This window comes from Bradyrhizobium sp., assembly GCF_035652035.1.
Taxonomy (GTDB): Bacteria; Pseudomonadota; Alphaproteobacteria; order Rhizobiales; family Xanthobacteraceae; genus Bradyrhizobium.
On the sequence record NZ_DASREO010000005.1, the window covers coordinates 1 to 18,273 of the forward strand.

Sequence of the window (18,273 nt, forward strand, 5' to 3'; positions counted from 1 at the left end):
TTGCCCGTCGTCTTCTTCGCGGCGTCGACGAACTTGTCCGTATACGTCTTGGTCACGTCGATATTGGCCTTGGCGACTTCGGGCGAGCTCAGGCTGAACACGGCGAGCACGGCGTCTGCGCCCTTCGGATCCATCTTGCCCGTCGGCGAATACATCGGAATCGTGTTCTTCAGCGCGGCGAGATAGAGCTCGGTGTTCTTGCCGACCATCTCGCTCGGCATCTTCGCCATGATCTCTTCAGCCGAATGCGAACGAATCCAGGCCAGCGTATTCAGGATGGCTTGCGTCAACGCCTGCGTTTCCTTCTCATGGCCCTTGATCCAGGCCGCGGTCGAGTAGAGCGCGCCGCCCGGATATTCGCCGCCGAACACATCCAGCGTATCCTTGGCGGTGCGGGTGTCGGAGAAAATCTTCAGGTCCTTGTGGCTGCCTTGCAGCACCGTCACGGAGGGATCGAGCATCACGGCCGCATCAATCTGGCCCTGCTCCATCGCGGCGACCGCCGTGCCGCCGAGGCCGACGCCGATCACCGCGACGCTGTTGGGATCGACGCCGTTTTTCTTCAGCAGATATTTGAGGAAGAAATCGGTCGAAGAACCGGGCGCACTGACGCCGACCTTCTTGCCGGCAAGATCCTTGATCGAGTTGATTTCGCCGGTGTGTTTTGGCGACACCACCAGCACCTCGCCGGGATAGCGATCGTAGACCACAAACGCCACCAGCTCCTGGTGCTTGGCGGCGAGATTGACGCAATGATCGAAATAGCCGGAGACGACGTCGGCGCTGCCGCCTAGCACGGCCTTGAGCGCATCCGATCCGCCCTTGAGGTCGACCAGTTCGACGGCAAGCCCAGCCTTCTCGTATTCGCCGAGCTGCTTCGCCAGCACCGTCGGCAGATAGCAGAGACAGGCGCCGCCGCCCACTGCAATGGTCACCTTGCTCTGCGCCGATGCCGGCGCTGGAAAGATGGCGGACGCGGACATCATCGCGAGCGCAAACGCCGCGCCGGCCAGTTTTCTAAAGACGGTTTTCATCGTGTCCTCCCGGCAAATCCTTGCAAATTTGGCGCAAGATAGAGCAGCGGGCGGGCGATGAGAAGACGGGCAAAAGTCTCAAGACCTCGCGTGTCCCGGACGCGGTGCAGAATGTATCCATCGTCGGCCCGGCGAACGCCGGGACCCATAACCACCGGCATCAGTGTGGCGATGGATCGTCGAACAGCTTCTTTGAATACGATGGATCACGCGGTATGGGTCCCGGCCTTCGCCGGGACGACGGTCGTTTAATGTTCGGTAGCCTACCCCCGCACCTCGACGGAGGCGCTGGGCCGCCACACCAAGAGCCGGCGCTCGACCACGCTGACGAAGATGTCGATCACGATGACGAAGGCCGACAGCACGAACATTCCGGCAAAAACGCCGGCCACATCGAACACGCCTTCGGCCTGCTGGATCAGATAGCCGAGGCCGGCCGCCGATCCCAGATATTCGCCGACCACGGCGCCGACCACGGCAAAGCCCACCGACGTGTGCAGCGAAGAAAACATCCACGACAGCGCCGACGGCCAGTAGACGTGGCGCATCAATTGGCCCTCGTTCATGCCGATCATGCGCGCGTTGTCGCGGATCGTCGCCGAGACTTCCTTGACGCCCTGATAGACGTTGAAGAACACGATGAAGAAGACGAGCGTGACGCCAAGCGCAACCTTCGACCAGATGCCGAGACCGAGCCACAGCGCGAAGATCGGCGCCAGCACCACGCGCGGCAGCGCATTGGCCATCTTGACGTAAGGGTCGAACACGGCGGCGACGAGCGGCTTGCGTGCAAACCAGAAGCCGATCGCAACGCCCAGAAACGATCCGATCACAAAGGCGAGGATCGATTCCCACAGCGTGATGCCGAGGTGCTTCCAGATCACGCCTGAGGCGAACCAGTCGACGATCTGGCTGCCGACCGCAAGGGGCGTCGAGAAGAAGAACGGCGGCAGCAGCATGTGGCCTTCGATCGGCACCGTGGCGAAGAATTGCCAGAATGCGATCGCCACGATGGCGACGAGCGCTTGCAGGGACAAAAGCGTCAGGCGAGGCATGAGTGATTCCGGCGGTCTATCGATTCGTCATGGCCGGGCTTGACCCGGCCATCCACGTCTTCGTTTCGCCAAGCATAAAGACGTGGATGCCCGGCACAAGGCCGGGCATGACGATGGTGGAGGATTCGAGCTTACGGCTTGGAGAATGTGCCGATCAGGCCGGTGGCCTGCTTCACGTGACCATCGAGCGCCTTCATCACCTCGGCGCGATCTAGACCGGCTGCGAGCGCGGTCGGCTCCAGATCGGTCGCCATCAGCGTGAAGGTGTAGTGGTGCAGCGGTCCGGGCGGCGTGCAGGGACCGAAATAATGCGGCAGCTTCATCAGGCTGGTGCCGCCGACATACTTGTCGCTGGTCTTGGAGACTTCGCCTTCGGCAAAGCCCGTCACCGACACTGGAATGCCGTAAGCGACCCAGTGGCTGACGCCGCCGGGCGGCCGGCCTTCCGGATCGAACATCAGAAGCGCGTAGCTCTTGGTGCCCTCGGGCGGATTGGACCAGTTCAGCGCGGGCGACACGTTCTCGCCGACGCAGTTCGGATTGGACTTGTTGTTGCCGGCATTCTTGGTCGCCAGCCGCTCGCCGTCCTTGAAGCTCGGCGAGGTCAGCGTGAACACGCCGTCCGCATTGGCGGGAGAAACGCTTAACGCCGCAAACGCCACGGCGCCGGCCAGAATTGATCCACGTACGAGCATGACATCTTCCCTTTTGTTTGCCTTGTTTTGGAGCCAGTGGAGACCCGTTTTGGCGGGCGGAGTGTAGCGGCGGGCGCAGGCAGATCAAGCTCACTCGATCGAGACGAGGCATGCGCTCCTATGACAAAGGCATGACCGAGGGTCATCCTTCGGGGCGTCATTGCGAGGAGCGAAGCGACGAAGCAATCCAGTTCTTCCTGACGCTGGATTGCTTCGCTGTCGCTCGCAATGACGGAAGTCAAAGCCGAACAAGTGGCGTCCCTGCCCGGCCATGACGACCGTCATAAGCTTTACCCAGCGGTGCTCTGCGTCGACTGCGCGTAGCCCTTCATCACCTCGTCCTTCAGCGCGTCCCAGATTTCGCGGTGCAGGTCGTGGAAAGCCTTGTCGAGCTTCACTTCGGTGATGTCCCGCGGGCGGGGTAACGTCACGCGCCAGTCGCCGATGATGCGCGCCGAGGGACCTGCCGACATGATCACGACGCGATCGGCAAGCGCGATCGCTTCTTCCAGATCGTGGGTGACGAACAGCACCGCCTTGCGGTCGGCGCTCCAGAGGTCGAGCAGAAGGTTGCCCATGATCTGGCGCGTCTGCGCATCCAGCGGCCCGAACGGCTCGTCCATCAACAAAATCTTCGGGTCGCGGATCAAAACCTGCGCAAGCCCGACGCGCTTGCGCTGGCCGCCCGACAGCATGTGCGGGTAGCGATGGGAAAAGGCGCCAAGACCGACCTGGGCGAGGAAGCCCTGTGCCCGCTCCAGCGCCTCGTTGCGCGGCACATGGTCGATCTCGAGTGCAATCGCGACATTGTCGATCGCGGTCTTCCAGGGAAACAGCGCGTCCGCCTGAAAGAGATAACCGGCCTGCCGGTTGAGGCCCGATAACGGCGCATCGAAAATCCGCACGCGGCCGCCAGCCGGCGCCAGCAGCCCCGCGGCCACATTCAGCAAGGTCGATTTGCCGCAACCGGTCGGACCGACGATGGCCACGAACTCGCCCGCCGCAACGGAAAGATTGGCCTTTTCGACCGCCGTATAGATGCGCCCCTCGGCAAGGCGAAACGCAACGCTGGCGTCCTCCAGCGCGACCGCCGTTGACGCCTTGCTTGTTGGATCAGGCTCTCCCACCCCAAAATTCCTTTTCAGATTTTGGCCCAGCCTTAGCGCCTTCGAACGATAAGTTCAACGCAGCGTAGTGACGTGCTACTGAAGCGAGCTTCTCGTTTACCCTCCCCTGGAGGGGGAGGGTCGGCTCACAAGAAGCGGAGCGAAATGTGAGACGGGGTGGGGTGACAAGACTGCCAACGCGCGAGACCATCACCCCACCCCGCTGCTCATTTAATTCGCCATAGCCGAAGCTCGGCTTCGGCGTTCTATAAGGGACGGCCACCGAAGGTGGCCTATGCCTCCCCCTCCAGGGGAGGTTAAACAAGGTCGAGTAAATGCCGGACGCCGCATTGATCACCTTCGACCACGTGGCCAAGAGTTTTGATGGCGGCCGCGGCGCTAAATCTGTTTTGGCCGTCGACGACGTCTCGCTCGCCGTCGCGGCGGGCGAGTTTCTGGCCATCGTCGGCTCGTCCGGCTCGGGCAAGACCACGCTGCTGCGGCTCGCCAATCGCCTGATCGAGGCCGACCGCGGCCGCATCACCATCGACGGCGAGGACGTGCGCGCGGCCGATCCGGTCTCGTTGCGGCGGCGCATCGGCTACGTATTCCAGAGCGGCGGCTTGTTCCCGCACATGAGCGTCGCCGCCAATATCGGCATCACGCCGAGATTGAAAGGCGAGCGCGAAAGCGACATCGCGGCAAGGATCGATGAGTTGCTCGATCTCGTGCGGCTCGACCGCAACGAATTTCGCGACCGCTTTCCGCATGAGCTCTCCGGCGGCCAGCGCCAGCGCGTCGGCGTGGCGCGGGCGCTCGCGGCAAAACCGAAGATCGTCCTGATGGACGAGCCGTTCGGCGCGCTCGATCCCTTGACGCGCGATGCGCTGGGCGACGATTACCGCGCGCTGCATAAGAAGTTGGGGTTGACCACGGTCATGATCACCCACGACATGACCGAGGCCATCCTGCTGGCCGACCGCATCGCCGTCATGCGCGGCGGCAGACTGCTCGCGCAAGGCACGCCGCCGGAGCTTGCGCAAAGCGACGACGCCTACGTTGTCAAACTGCTGCGCACGCCGCGCCGGCAGGCCGAACGCCTCAACGCGTTGTTGCCAAAAGGCGGCACATGAAGAGGGGCGGCGCATGAACTTTTTGTCCGACCCGCGCTGGAGCGAGGCCTGGGGCCATCTGGGCGATTACCTCGGCAGCCATGTGCGGGTCAGCCTGGCTGCGATTGCGCTCGGGCTTCTCGTCTCGCTTCCGCTTGCGATCGTCGCGCGCAACCGTCCCGTGCTGCGAAGCCTGCTGCTTTCGCTCGCCAGCATCGTGCAGACCGTGCCGGGCCTGGCGCTGCTCGCGCTGTTTTATCCGCTGCTGCTCGCTGCGGCGTCGCTGACGCTGAAATGGTTCGGCTTCGGCTTCTCGGCTTTCGGCTTCCTGCCGGCGGTGCTCGCGCTCGCGCTTTATTCGATGCTGCCGGTGCTGCGCAACACCGTCACCGGGCTGCGCGGCATCGAGCCACAGGTCCTGGAAGCCGCCCAAGGCGTCGGCATGACGCCGCTGCAATCGCTTGTGCAGGTCGAACTGCCGCTGGCGCTGCCGGTGATGATGGCGGGCGTCCGCACCGCCGCCGTCTGGGTGATCGGCACCGCAACGTTGTCGACGCCGATCGGCCAGACGAGTCTCGGCAATTACATCTTCGCGGGACTGCAGACCCAGAACTGGGTGTTCGTGCTGTTCGGCTGCGCCGCCGCCGCTTTGCTCGCGCTCGCGGTCGATCAGTTGCTGGCGCTGCTGGAGAGCGGACTAAAGGCCCGCAGCCGCCTGCGTACGGCGCTCGGCGGCGCCGGCATCGCCGCGCTGATCGCGGCCACGCTCGTGCCGTCGCTGGCGCGCACGCCCGCGAACTACGTGGTCGGCGCAAAAACCTTTGCTGAGCAATATGTGCTGGCAGCGCTGATCGGCGAACGCTTGCGCGATGCCGGCCATTCGGCGACGACGCGCGCGGGGCTCGGCTCCAACGTGATTTTCCAGGCGCTGGTGAACGGCGATATCGACGTCTATGTCGATTATTCCGGCACGCTGTGGACCAACCAGTTTCACCACATGGGGCTCAAGCCGCGGCAACAACTGCTGGCCGACCTGAAAGCCGAACTGGCGCGCCAGGACGTGACGCTACTCGGCGAACTCGGCTTCGAAAACGCCTATGCGCTGGTGATGCCGAAGAAGCGCGCCGAGAAGTACGGCATTCACTCCGTCAGCGACCTCGCGACAATCGCGCCTGCGCTGTCGATTGCGGGCGATTACGAGTTCTTCTCGCGGCCGGAATGGACCGCGCTGCGCACCGCCTATGGGTTGAATTTCCGCGAGCAACGCCAGATGCAGCCCGACTTCATGTATGCGGCGGTCGCCTCGGGCGAGGTCGACGTGATCGCCGGCTACACCAGCGACGGGCTGATCGCGAAATACGATCTGGTCACGCTCAGCGATCCCAAGGCGGTGATCCCGCCTTACGATGCGGTGCTGCTGCTGGCGCCGAAGCGCGCCGAGGATCAAGCGTTGCGCGACGCGCTGCGTCCGCTGCTTGGCCGCATCGACATTGCGACCATGCGCGAGGCGAACTTGCGGGCCGCCGGCGGCGACGGCAACGCCTCGCCGGATGCGGTGGCGCGCTGGCTATGGGACAAGATCCAATCGAAGAAATAGCGCGCGACGGTCGAGACCATCGCGCGCCACCCGTTCATTCAATACGAGCTGTGGTGCATGGCCGGACCGCACTTGATGTCGGTGCGGTCGTCCCAGCCGCCGCGGCCACGATAACCGCTCCAGGCAATGAAGTCGGTTACCCTGTTATGGGGATTGCCCGGCTCATACGCGCAGGAATCGGCTCTCGCGTAGGTGTTGGCGGGATTCATTCTGTGCTGCGCATAGGCAGGCATGGCGAAGGCGACGGTAGCGGCAACGGTAGCAATGCCAAGCACTGAGATTTTGGTCATGGTGTTCTCCTCGTTGCAGTCCTTCATTGCGATGCCGGGCACGATCTGAAAAAAGCAAAGCTTTTCCGGCCGCGCCAAGCCTTAACTCCGGGCGCGATGATCGTGCTCAAGCGGGTGACAAGACGGGGACCGGTTCGTGACGACTTTCGGTTCTCGCATCGCCTCTGTTGCCGGCGATGAATTGGAGACGAACCAGTCGATGCCAGTGAATCTACACCCGCACCTCCAGGGCCCAATTAAAGAATGATTTATTGAAGCCTAAAGTTTTTTTGAGAGATGCAATTGCGCGGAACCGATTTGCAACGGTTGGCATCGCTCGACCGGAGGGCTGGTTAACCCTGGCGCGGGCCCTCGCCTCGCCTGCCCGTGCCGGCCGATGCGGCCTTTTTGCCCGCCAAAACCACTTGCGAAGATTCTACCGATATGGCCGAATTTCGATCCGAGGATGCAGCCGCGGCGCGTCAGGCAGCACTAGTGTCCCGATTCCGAAGTTCGTATCCTCTTGCGGAGCCACGTTTCGAACTTCGGAATCGACAGGACACTAGCGAACCTATTGATCAGGTGTGGCTTTGGTTCAGAAGTCCGCATGACGAACCCTCGGCAGCGATGATGCGGGCTTCTGAACCGCCACACTAGCGGACTTTAAGAATTGGGGGCACGATGAAGTTCAAACGGTTCATTCAACTCGCAGGCGTGGCGATCGCTCTTGCCGCGGCAACAAACGCCCCGGCGCAGCAGGTGTTGAAAGTCGGTTCCACGCCGACCGGCGCGCCCTTCACCTTTCTCGACACCAAGACCAACAGCATCCAGGGCCTGATGGTCGATCTCATCACCGAGATCGGCAAGGACGCCGGATTCTCGGTGCAGATCGAGCCGATGCAGTTCTCGACCCTGGTCGCCTCGCTGACCGGCAACAAGATCGACATCATCTCGGCGGCGATGCTGGCAACCGCCGCGCGCAAGGAAATCATCGACTTCTCCGATCCGGTCTACTCCTACGGCGAAGGACTGGTGGTGCCAAAGAGCGATACGAAGAACTACGCCAGCGCGGAAGACCTCAAGGGCGAGGTGGTCGGCGCGCAGGTCGGCACGGCTTACGTCGACGCGCTCCGAAAGACCGGCATCTTCGCCGAGGTGAAGGCCTACGATACCCTTCCCGACATCCTGCGCGACGTGAACACCGGCCGCCTGAAGGCGGGATATGGCGACTATCCGATCCTTGCGCACAATCTCAGGCTGGGCCTGTTTCCGGAGGTACGCCTGGTCGAATCCTACAAGCCGATGACCGTCGGCACCATCGCGATTGGCGTACGCAAGAGCGATCAGGAGCTGTTAGGCAAGATCAACGCCTCGCTCGCCAAGCTGAAGGCGAACGGCACGGTCGCGAAAATTCTCGACAAATGGGGCCTTGGCGGCAAGAGCGGGTGAGAGCTTGCTTCGCTCAGCCTGACCGATGCAAAAATTCTTATCCGACGCCACCGAGTTCTTTCCGATCCTTCTGCAGGGCGTGGGCCTGACTGTCGTCGTCACGCTCGGCTCACTGGTGCTCTCGACCATTCTCGGCATGGTCTGGGCCTTGATGCGCGTCTCGGGCTTTCGCGTCGCGAGCGCGATCAGCGCGGGCCTGATCAATCTCATTCGCGGCATCCCGATCATCGTGATGCTGTTCTACCTCTACTTCGTGATGCCGGATTTCGGCATCACCTTGAGCGCACTGCAAGCGGCGATCCTCGGGCTCGGCATCGCCTACTCGGCCTATCAGGCGGAGAATTTCCGCGCCGGCATCGAGGCGATCGACAAGGGACAGGTCGAGGCCGCGCAGGCGATCGGGATGGGATGGTGGCTCACCATGCGCCGCGTGATCCTGCCGCAGGCCTTCCGCATCGTGCTGCCGCCCTACGGCAACATCATGATCATGATGCTGAAGGATTCCTCGCAAGCCTCCACCATCACGGTCGCCGAGCTTGCGCTGCAAGGCAAGCTGATCGCTTCCTCGACCTTCAAGAACACGTCCGTGTTCACGCTGGTGGCGCTGATGTATCTCACCATGAGCATTCCGCTCATTCTGCTGGTGCGGCATTTCGAGAAGCGGGCAGGTCACAAATGATCGAGCTTCGCGACGTTCACAAGAGGTTTGGCGCAAACGAGGTGCTCAAGGGCATCACGGCCGCCGTTTCCAGGAGCGAGGTCGTCTGCATCATCGGCCCGTCGGGGTCGGGCAAGTCGACCATCCTGCGATGCATCAATGGCCTCGAGAGTTATGAAGCCGGCGACGTGCTGGTCGAGGGCGCCCGAGTCGAGCGGCAAGCCGCCTCGATCGTCGGTATCCGCGAAAAAGTGTCGATGGTGTTTCAGCGCTTCAACCTGTTTCCCCATCGCACCGCGCTGGAAAACGTCATCGAGGGTCCGATCTATGTGAAGCAGGAGCCGCGCCATGACGCGGTTGCGCGCGGCCATGAGCTGCTGGCCAAAGTCGGCCTTGCCGACAAGGCCGGTGCATTTCCGAACCAGCTCTCCGGCGGCCAGCAGCAGCGCGTCGCGATTGCCCGGGCGCTGGCGATGCAGCCGAAGGCGATCTTGTTCGACGAGCCGACGTCGGCGCTCGACCCTGAACTGGTCGGCGATGTGCTGTCGGTGATGCGCAAGCTCGCCGAAGACGGCATGACCATGGTGGTCGTCACCCATGAGATGGGATTTGCGCGCGACGTTGCCGACCGCGTGCTGTTCATCGACGGCGGCGTCATCGTCGAACAGGGCCAGGCGAGATCGCTGCTGAGCCAGCCGCAGCATCCGCGCACGCAGGATTTCCTGCGCCGCGTGCTGCATCCGATGTGATCCTGTCCATGACGAGAGAAACGAACGCCCTCCCCTTGCCGCCGAGCCTTTACGCGGCCACTGCCGTTCCGCCGCTCGCATTGCCGCAGCTCGAGACCGACCGCAACGTGAAGGTTGCGATCATCGGCGGCGGCTTTGCCGGGCTTTCGACCGCGCTGCATCTCGCCGAACAGGGCACTGACGCCATCGTCCTCGAAGCCAACGAGCCCGGCTGGGGCGCGTCCGGCAACAATGGCGGCCAGCTCAATCCCGGTTTGAAGCTCGACCCCGACACCATCGAGGCCACGTTCGGCGCCGATCTCGGCCGCCGCATGATCGCCTTCTCCTACAACACGCCTGTGTTCACGCTCGAGCTGATCCGGCGCCTTAACATCGCCTGCGATATCAGGCAGAACGGCACCTTGCGCGCCGCCTATCACGAGAGCCACGCGCGCGCCGTCGAAGCGACCGCAAGCCAGTGCATCGCGCGCGGCATGCCGGTGCGGCTGCTCGACGCCTCGGACTGCCGCAAAATGACCGGCACCGATCGCTACGTCCGCGCCATGTTCGACGCGCGTGGCGGCGATGTTCATCCGCTGAATTATGCGCGAGGTCTTGCGCGGGCAGCGCTCGCCGCAGGAGCTTCGATCCATGGCGCAACTCCGGCGACCTCGCTGGCGCGCGAAGGCGGGCGATGGCGCATCACAACGCCGCGCGCGGTCGTTCGCGCCGACAAGGTTCTGCTCGCCACCAATGGCTTCACGGACGATCTGTGGCCCGCCTTGCGGCAGACCGTCGTGCCGCTGTTCTCTTCGATCGCGGCCACCGCGCCGCTACCGGATGACGTCGCGCGGCAGATCATGCCGGCGCGGTCGGTGCTTTACGAGAGCGGCCACATCACCGTCTATTACCGCATCGATGCCGAAAATCGCCTGCTGATGGGCGGGCGCGGGCCGATGAAGTGGATCCACAACGCCAATGCCGTCAGCTACCTCATGCGTTACGCGGAGCGGCTTTGGCCTGCTGTCGGCGGTATCGCCTGGACCCATGGCTGGAATAGCCGGCTTGCGATGACATCAGATCACTATCCGCATGTCCATGAACCCGCGCCCGGCCTGCTCGCCTATCTCGGCTGCAACGGCCGCGGCGTCGCGCTCGCGACCGCGATGGGAGAGCAACTCGCGAAGCGTTTGACCGGCGGCGAGACGGCCGAGATCGACCTTCCGATCACGGCGATCAAGCCCATTCGATTCCACGTCGCCTGGCCGGTCGGCGTGCGCAGCGCCGTTTTGCTCGGGCGCGTCCGGGACCGACTCGGGGTTTAGCGGTCCAATTAACCATGTCACGGTTTTGACATACACGCTCATAGCGCCCATCGAGGCGGAATCTCGACGCGGCGTTGCCTTGCTTATGCCACAAGCGTTGCGGGATTGCGGTCGCAGCCGGGCAACGTTTTGATCGCCGGCCCTTCGCCCGCCCAAACGCCTGCGCCTGAAGAAGCTTTTTTGACGCGCGGAGGTAAAGTCATTTTTTTGCCCCACTAAATCAACATCCTTTTGGCGCGGTGAAATTGGTCGATCGTACTCCGCAGCAAATTTCGCGACGGGAAGTTCGGCCGGGGGACGAGTGAATCCTGTAGCGAGTAGTGCGTCATGGATACGCTGTACGATTTGCTGGGCGCTCTTCCGCGCGACGACGCCGAAGCGTTGAGAGTTGCGTTTCGCAAGGCCGTCAAGGGCGCGCATCCCGACTTACGCCCCGACGATCCCGAAGCTGCCATCAGATTCCGCCAGATCGTCCGCGCCAACGACATCCTTTTGGACAAGGATCAGCGCGCGGTTTACGACCACTTGCTGGTGCTCGCAAAGCACGAGAAGGATCCGGCCTCGGCGCACCCAATCGCAGCAAGGGTTCACAAGGTCGCATCCACCGTGCTCGCGCTCACGTCGCTTTCGCTCGTGACGGCCGGCGGCTACTTCCTGTTCATGCATATGTCGATGGCATGGGTTGCCCCTGCTCGCGTTGCGGTCGCCTCCTATGCACCGCTCTACGCACCTCCGAGCAGCAGCGACCTCAAGACGCGGGTTTCGGCGAGCATCGCCGCCGTCACGGCGGACGCGCCCGATCCTGCCGCCGTAACCGCCTTTATCGCCGCAAGGGGCGAGGGCACCGGAGCACATCTGCAGAAGGCGTCGAACGCGATGGCGATGGCGCCTGCCGACGCCGAGGGCGCGTCACCGTCAACTAACGCTTCCGATGCCGCGCCCGACGCGTCAAGCGGCTCGCACCCGCACGACATTGCGGCTCTCATCGCAAGCGAGGTGAGCGGGTCAGTCCTCGATCCCGAACACGTGGCGCACCTCGACCAGAATTTCACGGCGCCCTATGTCGATCGCGGCCTGCTGTTCATTCGCGACAAGAAGGACGACCATCCGCTCGCCGAGCTTCCGGCCTTGAAGCCCGCTGACAAGCCGGGCCATCCGAAATCGCTGGCGGCGGCCGCGGCAGGCAAGACGCAGCATCCCGAGGCGTCGCCGAAGACCGACATGTTGCCGAAGACCGTGCCATTGCCGATCCCGCGCACGGCGCCGCGCGTTGCGCAGCCACGCCGCGAGCCGTGGCCTGCGCGGGAACCGTGGTACACCGCCGGCAGCATGTAAAGAACTCAGGCGACCTCGAGCAGGATCTCGGCCAGACGATCCGGATGATCGACCATCACGTCGTGTCCTGACGCCACCTCAAAGGTCTTCCAGGTGGGCTTCGTCTTCATCCGCGCCAGCGTCTCGTCGAACACAGGGCTCTTGAAGCCGGTCGCGCGAATGTAGGTCTTGCGGGCGATCTTCTCGCGGCTGCCAGTGGCCGTCACCTTGTCCACCACGACGGCAAGCGGATGCGGCGTGCATTTGGCATCCACCCAGGCGCGATCCTTTTCGTTGACGTTAAAGGCCGCGGCCGGCACCGGCTTCGCAGCAAGATCGCCGCGCGCCACCGCTTCCTCCAGCGCCTTGCGCGGTCCGGGGTTGGCGAGCGAGATCAGGCTGTCGCCGACATCAGGCACGAATGCATCGAGATAGACGATCGAGGCCACTTGCGGGCCGATCAGCTCGGCCGCCTGCGTGATCACGAAGCCGGCGGAGGAATGGCCGACCAGCACGACGTCCGTCAGGTCTTCCCATTTGATCAGGTTCGCGATGTCGTTCGCATGCGTGGTCAGGTTGACGTCTCTCGTCAGCAGGTGCGAGCGGTCGGCAACGCCCGTCAGCGACGGCGCATAGACCTTGTGCCCCTTGCTTGCTAGCAGATCGGCAACGCGGCGCCAGCACCAGCCGCCATGCCAGGTGCCGTGAACCAGCACGAAGGTTTTCGGCGCCGTTTGCGCCTGAAGTCGCGCACCGCCTGCAGTGAGCGCGCCAACCGCCGCGAATGCGCCGAGCGCGGCGCGGCGCGTGGTTCTCAAAGATGATGCCGCCATAGCGTGTCCTTCCCGTTTTCGAATTTTGTTGCGGCCTTGCGCAGCCGGCACGACTAGTGCGGCGAATTTGAAGTTCCTGTCAGTTTTGCCGAGAGTCCATCATAGGAACTTCAAATTCAAAAGCCGCGCTAGCATCAATAAGTTGCTAGAGCTCCTTGGATTCCGAAGTTCGTAATCGTGGAGCCGCAATATGATACGAACTTCAGAATCGGAGCTCTAGCCGTCTCGTCTCCGGAACAGCGAGAACTGAAACCGCTGGGTCGCATTCCAGGGCGTTGCGTGGTCGTGCCTGCGGGAATCGACCAGCGTGAAGTCATCGCCGAGCTCGCGCGCCAGCCCGTCCGGGTCATAACGGTTGACCGGCAGTCCGCTGCATTTTTCCGGCCCGTCGGAGGCAAAGGTTGCGATGATCGCGTGCCCTCCTACCCGCAGCGCCTCCGCCATGCGCGCGATATAGGCGGCGCGATCGGCGGCATCGACCAGGAAATGAAAAGCGGCGCGGTCGTGCCAGATGTCGAAGCGGTGCGACGGATTCCACTCCGTCACGTCGGCTGCGATCCACTGCACTTCGCTGGCGCGGCGGCCGATGCGCAAGCAGGCGAGATCGAGCGCGGCTTGCGAGATGTCCAGCACCGCGACGCGGCGAAAGCCGCGCTGCAAGAGATGATCGGGGAGCCGCGACGCGCCGCCGCCGATATCGACGATATCGGTGTCCTTGCCCTTGCCATTGCCAGCCGCAATCCGTTCGATCAGTTCGAGCGAGGGCGCAGGATTATCCTGAAACCAGCTGACGCCGGTTTCCTCCTTTGACGTATAGACCCCTTCCCAATGGGCCTGTCTTTCTGCCTGTCTTGGTGCCAGGCGGTTCTCTTCTGTCACGAACACCTCTCACTCACCGAGCAGCTTGGCCGAAGCGAGATCAGCCTGGGCGCGAGAATCGCCCTTGGCCTCATAGGCCAGTCCGCGCGTCTTCAGCGCCCGCCCGTTATTGGGATTGAGGCGGACGGCATTGTCGAGATCGACGAAAGCATGAGCGAAGTCGTCCTTCCTGAAATAGGCGAAGCCCCGCTCGGTGTAATAATCCGATAGGGCGACGTCCTTGCCGAGTTTTTCGGCACCCCCGGCGACGGTTGCATCCGCCGCGGGACCGAGCTTGATGGCCTGGCCGCATTCGGTGATGGCGGAATCATAGGCTTTCTTGAAATTATAGATCGAGCAGCGGTTGAAATACGCGTCGGCATATTTCTTGTCGGCCTTCACGGCCTCGGCAAAGTCGGCCAGAGCCGCGTCATAGTCTTCCTTGGCGCGCCGCTCGACGCCGCGATTGAGATAAAGCCGCGCCAGCACGTGGCCGTTGTAATGCTTGGACGCAATCGCCTTCGAACAGGCGTCGATCGCGACGTCGCCACTTTCCTTGGTGCAGGTTTTCGCATCGTCGGCGGCGCTCGCGGCAACGGTGCCCGACAGCATCAGGGCAGCTGCTAGCGCGCAGGCGTGGTACGTCCGAAATCTCGTGACCATGGCTCCCCTCCCCGCCCGGCTTGTTTGCCGGATCCTCCCGGGAGAATAGCACGATGGATGGGGACGAAAAGCGGGGAAGCAGGCGGCCGGCGCCGTTTATCTTGACCCGGGTCTGCTAACAATTGGCCCTTTCGTGCCCCCCTCGAAAGCGTCTACCATCGCGCCCAATCGGGGAAAGCTGCGGGGATTCGCGCGCTGCTGAGCGCGGCGCGATCCTCAGAACTATCGGGGGCACACTCTGCTCAAAGGATTGCTTATCTTCAGCCTGACCCGGCGGCCGCTGGTGCTGCTGGGCCTGCTCGCGTTCGTCGGCGCCGGCGTCTTCGCGTTCTTCCGCCTCAACATCGAGGCCTATCCCAATCCGGCGCCGGTCATCCTGGAGATTACCGCGCAATCGACTGGGCTCTCCGCAGAGGAGATGGAGCGCTACTACACGATCCCGATCGAGGTCGGGCTGGCGGCGACGCCCGGCGTCGACGTGATCCGTTCCACCTCGTTCTTCGGCCTGTCGTTCGTCCGCGTCGTGTTCCAGTACGGCGTCGACTATTATTTCGCGCTGACGCAGACGGCGATCAACCTGCAGCAGAACGTCAGCCTGCCCGGCAACGTCACGCCGCAAATCCAGGGGACGAGTCTCGTCGGCGAGATCTACCGTTACGAGCTGGTCGGCCCGCCGCATTTCGGCTTGAGCAACCTGCGCACGGTGCAGGACTGGATATTGCAGCGGCGGCTGTTGTCCGTTCCCGGCGTCGTGCAGGTCAACACCTGGGGCGGCACCACCAAGGAATACGACGTCGAGGTCGATCCGCGCAAACTCGAAGCCTACGGCGTGACGCTGCAACAAGTGATATCGGCGCTCGGCAACGCCAATGTCAACGTCGGCGGACGCACCATCAATATCGGACAGCAGTCGGTGAACGTGCGCGGCGTCGGCCTGATGGACACCGGCGGCGAGACGGATCTGACGCAAGGCTACAAGGTCCGCGACATCGAGAACGTGATGCTGGCCTCGCCGAGCGGCCTGCCGGTCTTCGTCAAGGACGTCGCGAAGGTTTCGGTCGGCTATGTGCCGCGGCTCGGCAAGGCCGGACGGGACCACTCCGAAGACGTGGTGGCGGCGATCGTCATCATGAACCGCACGCTGCACACCAACGATGTCATCAAGCGCGTCCGCGCCGAGATCCAGAAGATCAACTCCGACGGCAGCCTTCCGCCGGGGCTCAAGCTGGTCCCGTTCTACGACCGCTCCACGCTGGTCGGCGTCACCACCTCGACTGTTCTGCACAACCTTCTGTTCGGCTGTCTGCTGATCTTCATCATCCAGTGGCTGTTCCTCGGCGACATCAGGAGCGCCGTCATCGTCGGCGTCAACGTCCCCTTTGCGCTGTTCTTCTCGATCATCATCCTGGTGCTGCGCGGCGAAGACGCCAACCTGCTGTCGGTCGGCGCGGTCGATTTCGGCATCATCGTCGATTCCGCTGTGATCCTGGTCGAGAATATCTATCGCAATTTCCAGTCGAGTCCCGAAGATCAGCAATTGCTGTTTCATCAGTTGGCCGAAAAGCGCTGGGGCGACGATCCGACCGGCGCCGGCCAGCCATCGAGCGACGAGACATGGACCGACCGGCTTCGGCTGATCCTGATCAGCGCGATGCAAGTCGACCGGGCCGTGTTTTTCTCCACCGCCATCATCGTCGCGGCGTTCATTCCGCTGTTCACGATGCAGGGCGTCGAGGGCCAGATCTTCGGGCCGATGGCGCGGACCTATGCTTACGCGCTGGTGGGCGCACTGCTCGCGACCTTCACCGTGACGCCGTGCCTGTGTTCGCTGCTGTTGCCCACGCATGTCAGCGAAGTCGAGACCTTCGTCGTGCGCAACGTGCGCCGGATCTATGAACCGGTGCTGCGCTGGTCGTTGCGCAGGCGGCCGATCACCATCGCGCTCGGAATGGTTTTCCTCGTGCTCTCCGGTTTCCTCGGCTCGCGGCTCGGCAGCGAATTCCTCCCTACCCTCGAGGAAGGCAATTTGTGGATTCGCGCCTCGATGCCGCCGACCCTGTCGCTCGAGGCCGGCATGCCGATCGTCAATCAGATCCGGGAAATCCTGCTGAAGCACCCTGAAGTGATCACGGTGGTCTCGCAGCATGGCCGTCCCGACAATGGCAGCGATGCCGCGGGTTTCTTCAACGCCGAGTTCTTCGTGCCGTTAAAGCCGTTCGACGAGTGGCCGGCGAATTTCACCAAGGAAAAGCTTGTCGAGGAACTGCAGGCGGAGTTTTCGGAGAAGTTCGTCGGCATCAATTTCAATTTCTCGCAATACATCCAGGACAACGTCGAGGAAGGACTGTCGGGCGTCAAAGGCGCCAACTCGATCAAGATCGTGGGGCCCGATCTGACGACGCTGGAGAAGATCGCCAAGCAAGCCATGGCGGAAATGGCCAAGGTGCAGGGCATCGCCGACCTCGGCGCGTTCTGGGTGCTGGGGCAACCCAATCTCAACATCAAGATCGACCGCGAGAAAGCGGCGCGCTATGGCCTCAACGTCAGCGACGCCAATGCCGTCGTCCAGGCGGCGCTGGGCGGCACGGTGGCGACGAACATTCTCGAGGCGGATCGCTCGTTCGGCGTCGCGGTGCGCCTTGCTCCCGAATACCGCAACGACATCGAGAAGGTGCGCAATCTTAAAGTCGGCGTGCAGACCGCAAGCGGCACCGCCTATATTCCCCTGAGTGACTTCGCCGCGATCACGCTCGACACCGGCGCTTCCTACATCTTCCGCGAACGCAACCAGCGCTTTGTGCCGATCAAGTTCTCGGTGCGCGGCCGCGATCTCGCCGGCGCGGTGGAGGAAGCCCAGGAGCGCATCGGCAAGAACGTGAAGCTGCCCGTCGGCTATCGCATCGATTGGGCCGGAGAGTTCGAATGGCTGCAGCAGGCCAAGAAACGGCTTGCCATCATTCTCCCCGTGACCTTCCTTTTCATCATGGTGCTGCTGTACGGCCTGTTCAATTCATTCCGCCAGAGCCTGCTGGCCCTGCTCGGACTGCCCTTTGCGATTTCAGGCGGCATCCTCGGCCTGTATGTCTTCGATCTGGATTTCTCGATCTCGGCCGCGATCGGATTCATCTCGCTGTTCGGCGTCGCCGTGATGAGCGGCATCCTCATCATCCACGGCTACGAGCGGGTTGCCAGCCACGGCACGCCTCCCGAAGAGGCCATGTTCGAGGCCGTCAGCCAGCAAATGCGTCCGATCCTGATGATGACGCTGTCGGCCTGCATCGGGCTCTTGCCGGCGGCGTTGTCGACCGGCATCGGCAGTCAGGTGCAGCGGCCGCTCGCCACCGTGATCGTGGGCGGAATGCTGATCGGGCCGATCATGTTGCTGGTGGTGGTGCCGGCGTTGCAGAGCTATTTCTTGGGGCGCGAGAGCGAGCACCGGCCGCGCCCAAGCGGTCAGGAAGCCGGGCAACAAACATAATCGCGTGAGGCTGCAAGCGGCCTTTTCTGGACATGGATTTTGTTTTGGAAATGGATCTCGAAAGCCCCATGCCGAGAGGGGCCATGTTGGCCCATGCCC

Annotated in this window: 16 protein-coding genes; 8 read left to right on the forward strand and 8 right to left on the reverse strand. The window is 62.9% G+C overall.

Annotated features, from left to right (window positions below; translation table 11 throughout):
- From VFB05_RS01500 to VFB05_RS01515, 4 genes are all read right to left on the reverse strand, one after another.
- The coding region (locus VFB05_RS01500; protein WP_325008026.1) for an ABC transporter substrate-binding protein at positions 1–1,034 on the reverse strand (1,034 nt) is incomplete at its 3' end.
- A 263-nt stretch (positions 1,035–1,297) separates the two neighbouring features.
- Positions 1,298–2,089: an ABC transporter permease gene (locus VFB05_RS01505; RefSeq protein WP_325008028.1), complete on the reverse strand. Its 792-nt coding sequence runs from the start codon at positions 2,087–2,089 to the stop codon at positions 1,298–1,300.
- 131 nt (positions 2,090–2,220) lie between these two features.
- Positions 2,221–2,784, reverse strand: coding sequence for a YbhB/YbcL family Raf kinase inhibitor-like protein (locus VFB05_RS01510; protein WP_325008030.1), 564 nt, complete (start codon positions 2,782–2,784; stop codon positions 2,221–2,223).
- A gap of 290 nt (positions 2,785–3,074) precedes the next feature.
- Complete coding sequence (locus VFB05_RS01515) at positions 3,075–3,911, reverse strand: ABC transporter ATP-binding protein (RefSeq protein ID WP_325008031.1); 837 nt, start codon at positions 3,909–3,911, stop codon at positions 3,075–3,077.
- Between the two features lie 314 nt (positions 3,912–4,225).
- On the opposite strand from VFB05_RS01515, the gene VFB05_RS01520 reads away from it, so the two are divergent.
- Both VFB05_RS01520 and VFB05_RS01525 read left to right on the forward strand, forming a co-directional pair.
- Positions 4,226–5,023, forward strand: coding sequence for an ATP-binding cassette domain-containing protein (locus tag VFB05_RS01520; RefSeq protein WP_325008033.1), 798 nt, complete (start codon positions 4,226–4,228; stop codon positions 5,021–5,023).
- Between the two features lie 13 nt (positions 5,024–5,036).
- Positions 5,037–6,599, forward strand: coding sequence for an ABC transporter permease/substrate-binding protein (locus tag VFB05_RS01525; RefSeq protein ID WP_325008035.1), 1,563 nt, complete (start codon positions 5,037–5,039; stop codon positions 6,597–6,599).
- A 38-nt stretch (positions 6,600–6,637) separates the two neighbouring features.
- Here VFB05_RS01525 and VFB05_RS01530 read toward each other — a convergent pair whose 3' ends face one another.
- A complete protein-coding gene (locus tag VFB05_RS01530; protein ID WP_325008038.1) occupies positions 6,638–6,967 on the reverse strand; it encodes a hypothetical protein in 330 nt (109 codons plus the stop codon).
- A gap of 582 nt (positions 6,968–7,549) precedes the next feature.
- Between VFB05_RS01530 and VFB05_RS01535 the strand changes: the two genes are divergently transcribed.
- From VFB05_RS01535 to VFB05_RS01555, 5 genes are all read left to right on the forward strand, one after another.
- Positions 7,550–8,317: an ABC transporter substrate-binding protein gene (locus VFB05_RS01535; RefSeq protein WP_325008039.1), complete on the forward strand. Its 768-nt coding sequence runs from the start codon at positions 7,550–7,552 to the stop codon at positions 8,315–8,317.
- Positions 8,318–8,342: 25 nt separating this feature from the next.
- Entirely contained in the window at positions 8,343–8,996 is a 654-nt protein-coding gene (locus tag VFB05_RS01540; protein ID WP_325008041.1) for an amino acid ABC transporter permease, read from the forward strand.
- Positions 8,993–9,724, forward strand: coding sequence for an amino acid ABC transporter ATP-binding protein (locus tag VFB05_RS01545; protein ID WP_325008044.1), 732 nt, complete (start codon positions 8,993–8,995; stop codon positions 9,722–9,724). Before VFB05_RS01540 ends, VFB05_RS01545 begins: the two co-directional genes overlap by 4 nt.
- A gap of 8 nt (positions 9,725–9,732) precedes the next feature.
- Complete coding sequence (locus VFB05_RS01550; protein WP_325008046.1) at positions 9,733–11,028, forward strand: FAD-binding oxidoreductase; 1,296 nt, start codon at positions 9,733–9,735, stop codon at positions 11,026–11,028.
- A 327-nt stretch (positions 11,029–11,355) separates the two neighbouring features.
- Complete coding sequence (locus tag VFB05_RS01555; protein ID WP_325008048.1) at positions 11,356–12,363, forward strand: DnaJ domain-containing protein; 1,008 nt, start codon at positions 11,356–11,358, stop codon at positions 12,361–12,363.
- 5 nt (positions 12,364–12,368) lie between these two features.
- On the opposite strand, the gene VFB05_RS01560 is transcribed toward VFB05_RS01555, so the two are convergent.
- The 3 genes from VFB05_RS01560 to VFB05_RS01570 form a co-directional block, all read right to left on the reverse strand.
- On the reverse strand, positions 12,369–13,175 hold the full coding sequence (locus VFB05_RS01560) for an alpha/beta hydrolase (RefSeq protein WP_325008050.1): 807 nt from the start codon (positions 13,173–13,175) through the stop codon (positions 12,369–12,371).
- A 216-nt stretch (positions 13,176–13,391) separates the two neighbouring features.
- Positions 13,392–14,054 (reverse strand): class I SAM-dependent methyltransferase, encoded by a 663-nt coding sequence (locus tag VFB05_RS01565; protein ID WP_325008052.1) that lies wholly within the window; start codon positions 14,052–14,054, stop codon positions 13,392–13,394.
- Between the two features lie 9 nt (positions 14,055–14,063).
- Positions 14,064–14,696, reverse strand: coding sequence for a hypothetical protein (locus tag VFB05_RS01570; protein WP_325008054.1), 633 nt, complete (start codon positions 14,694–14,696; stop codon positions 14,064–14,066).
- Between the two features lie 238 nt (positions 14,697–14,934).
- On the opposite strand from VFB05_RS01570, the gene VFB05_RS01575 reads away from it, so the two are divergent.
- Entirely contained in the window at positions 14,935–18,174 is a 3,240-nt protein-coding gene (locus VFB05_RS01575) for a CusA/CzcA family heavy metal efflux RND transporter (protein ID WP_325008289.1), read from the forward strand.
- The last annotated feature ends 99 nt before the right edge of the window (positions 18,175–18,273 follow it).

Bases quoted from the DNA above. Each gene is read 5' to 3' on its own strand.
- VFB05_RS01505 (WP_325008028.1), bottom strand. From the start codon at position 2,089: ATGCCTCGCCTGACGCTTTTGTCCCTGCAAGCGCTCGTCGCCATCGTG.
- VFB05_RS01510 (WP_325008030.1), bottom strand. From the start codon at position 2,784: ATGCTCGTACGTGGATCAATTCTGGCCGGCGCCGTGGCGTTTGCGGCG.
- VFB05_RS01520 (WP_325008033.1), top strand. From the start codon at position 4,226: ATGCCGGACGCCGCATTGATCACCTTCGACCACGTGGCCAAGAGTTTT.
- VFB05_RS01525 (WP_325008035.1), top strand. From the start codon at position 5,037: ATGAACTTTTTGTCCGACCCGCGCTGGAGCGAGGCCTGGGGCCATCTG.
- VFB05_RS01535 (WP_325008039.1), top strand. From the start codon at position 7,550: ATGAAGTTCAAACGGTTCATTCAACTCGCAGGCGTGGCGATCGCTCTT.
- VFB05_RS01540 (WP_325008041.1), top strand. From the start codon at position 8,343: ATGCAAAAATTCTTATCCGACGCCACCGAGTTCTTTCCGATCCTTCTG.
- VFB05_RS01545 (WP_325008044.1), top strand. From the start codon at position 8,993: ATGATCGAGCTTCGCGACGTTCACAAGAGGTTTGGCGCAAACGAGGTG.
- VFB05_RS01550 (WP_325008046.1), top strand. From the start codon at position 9,733: ATGACGAGAGAAACGAACGCCCTCCCCTTGCCGCCGAGCCTTTACGCG.
- VFB05_RS01555 (WP_325008048.1), top strand. From the start codon at position 11,356: ATGGATACGCTGTACGATTTGCTGGGCGCTCTTCCGCGCGACGACGCC.
- VFB05_RS01560 (WP_325008050.1), bottom strand. From the start codon at position 13,175: ATGGCGGCATCATCTTTGAGAACCACGCGCCGCGCCGCGCTCGGCGCA.
- VFB05_RS01570 (WP_325008054.1), bottom strand. From the start codon at position 14,696: ATGGTCACGAGATTTCGGACGTACCACGCCTGCGCGCTAGCAGCTGCC.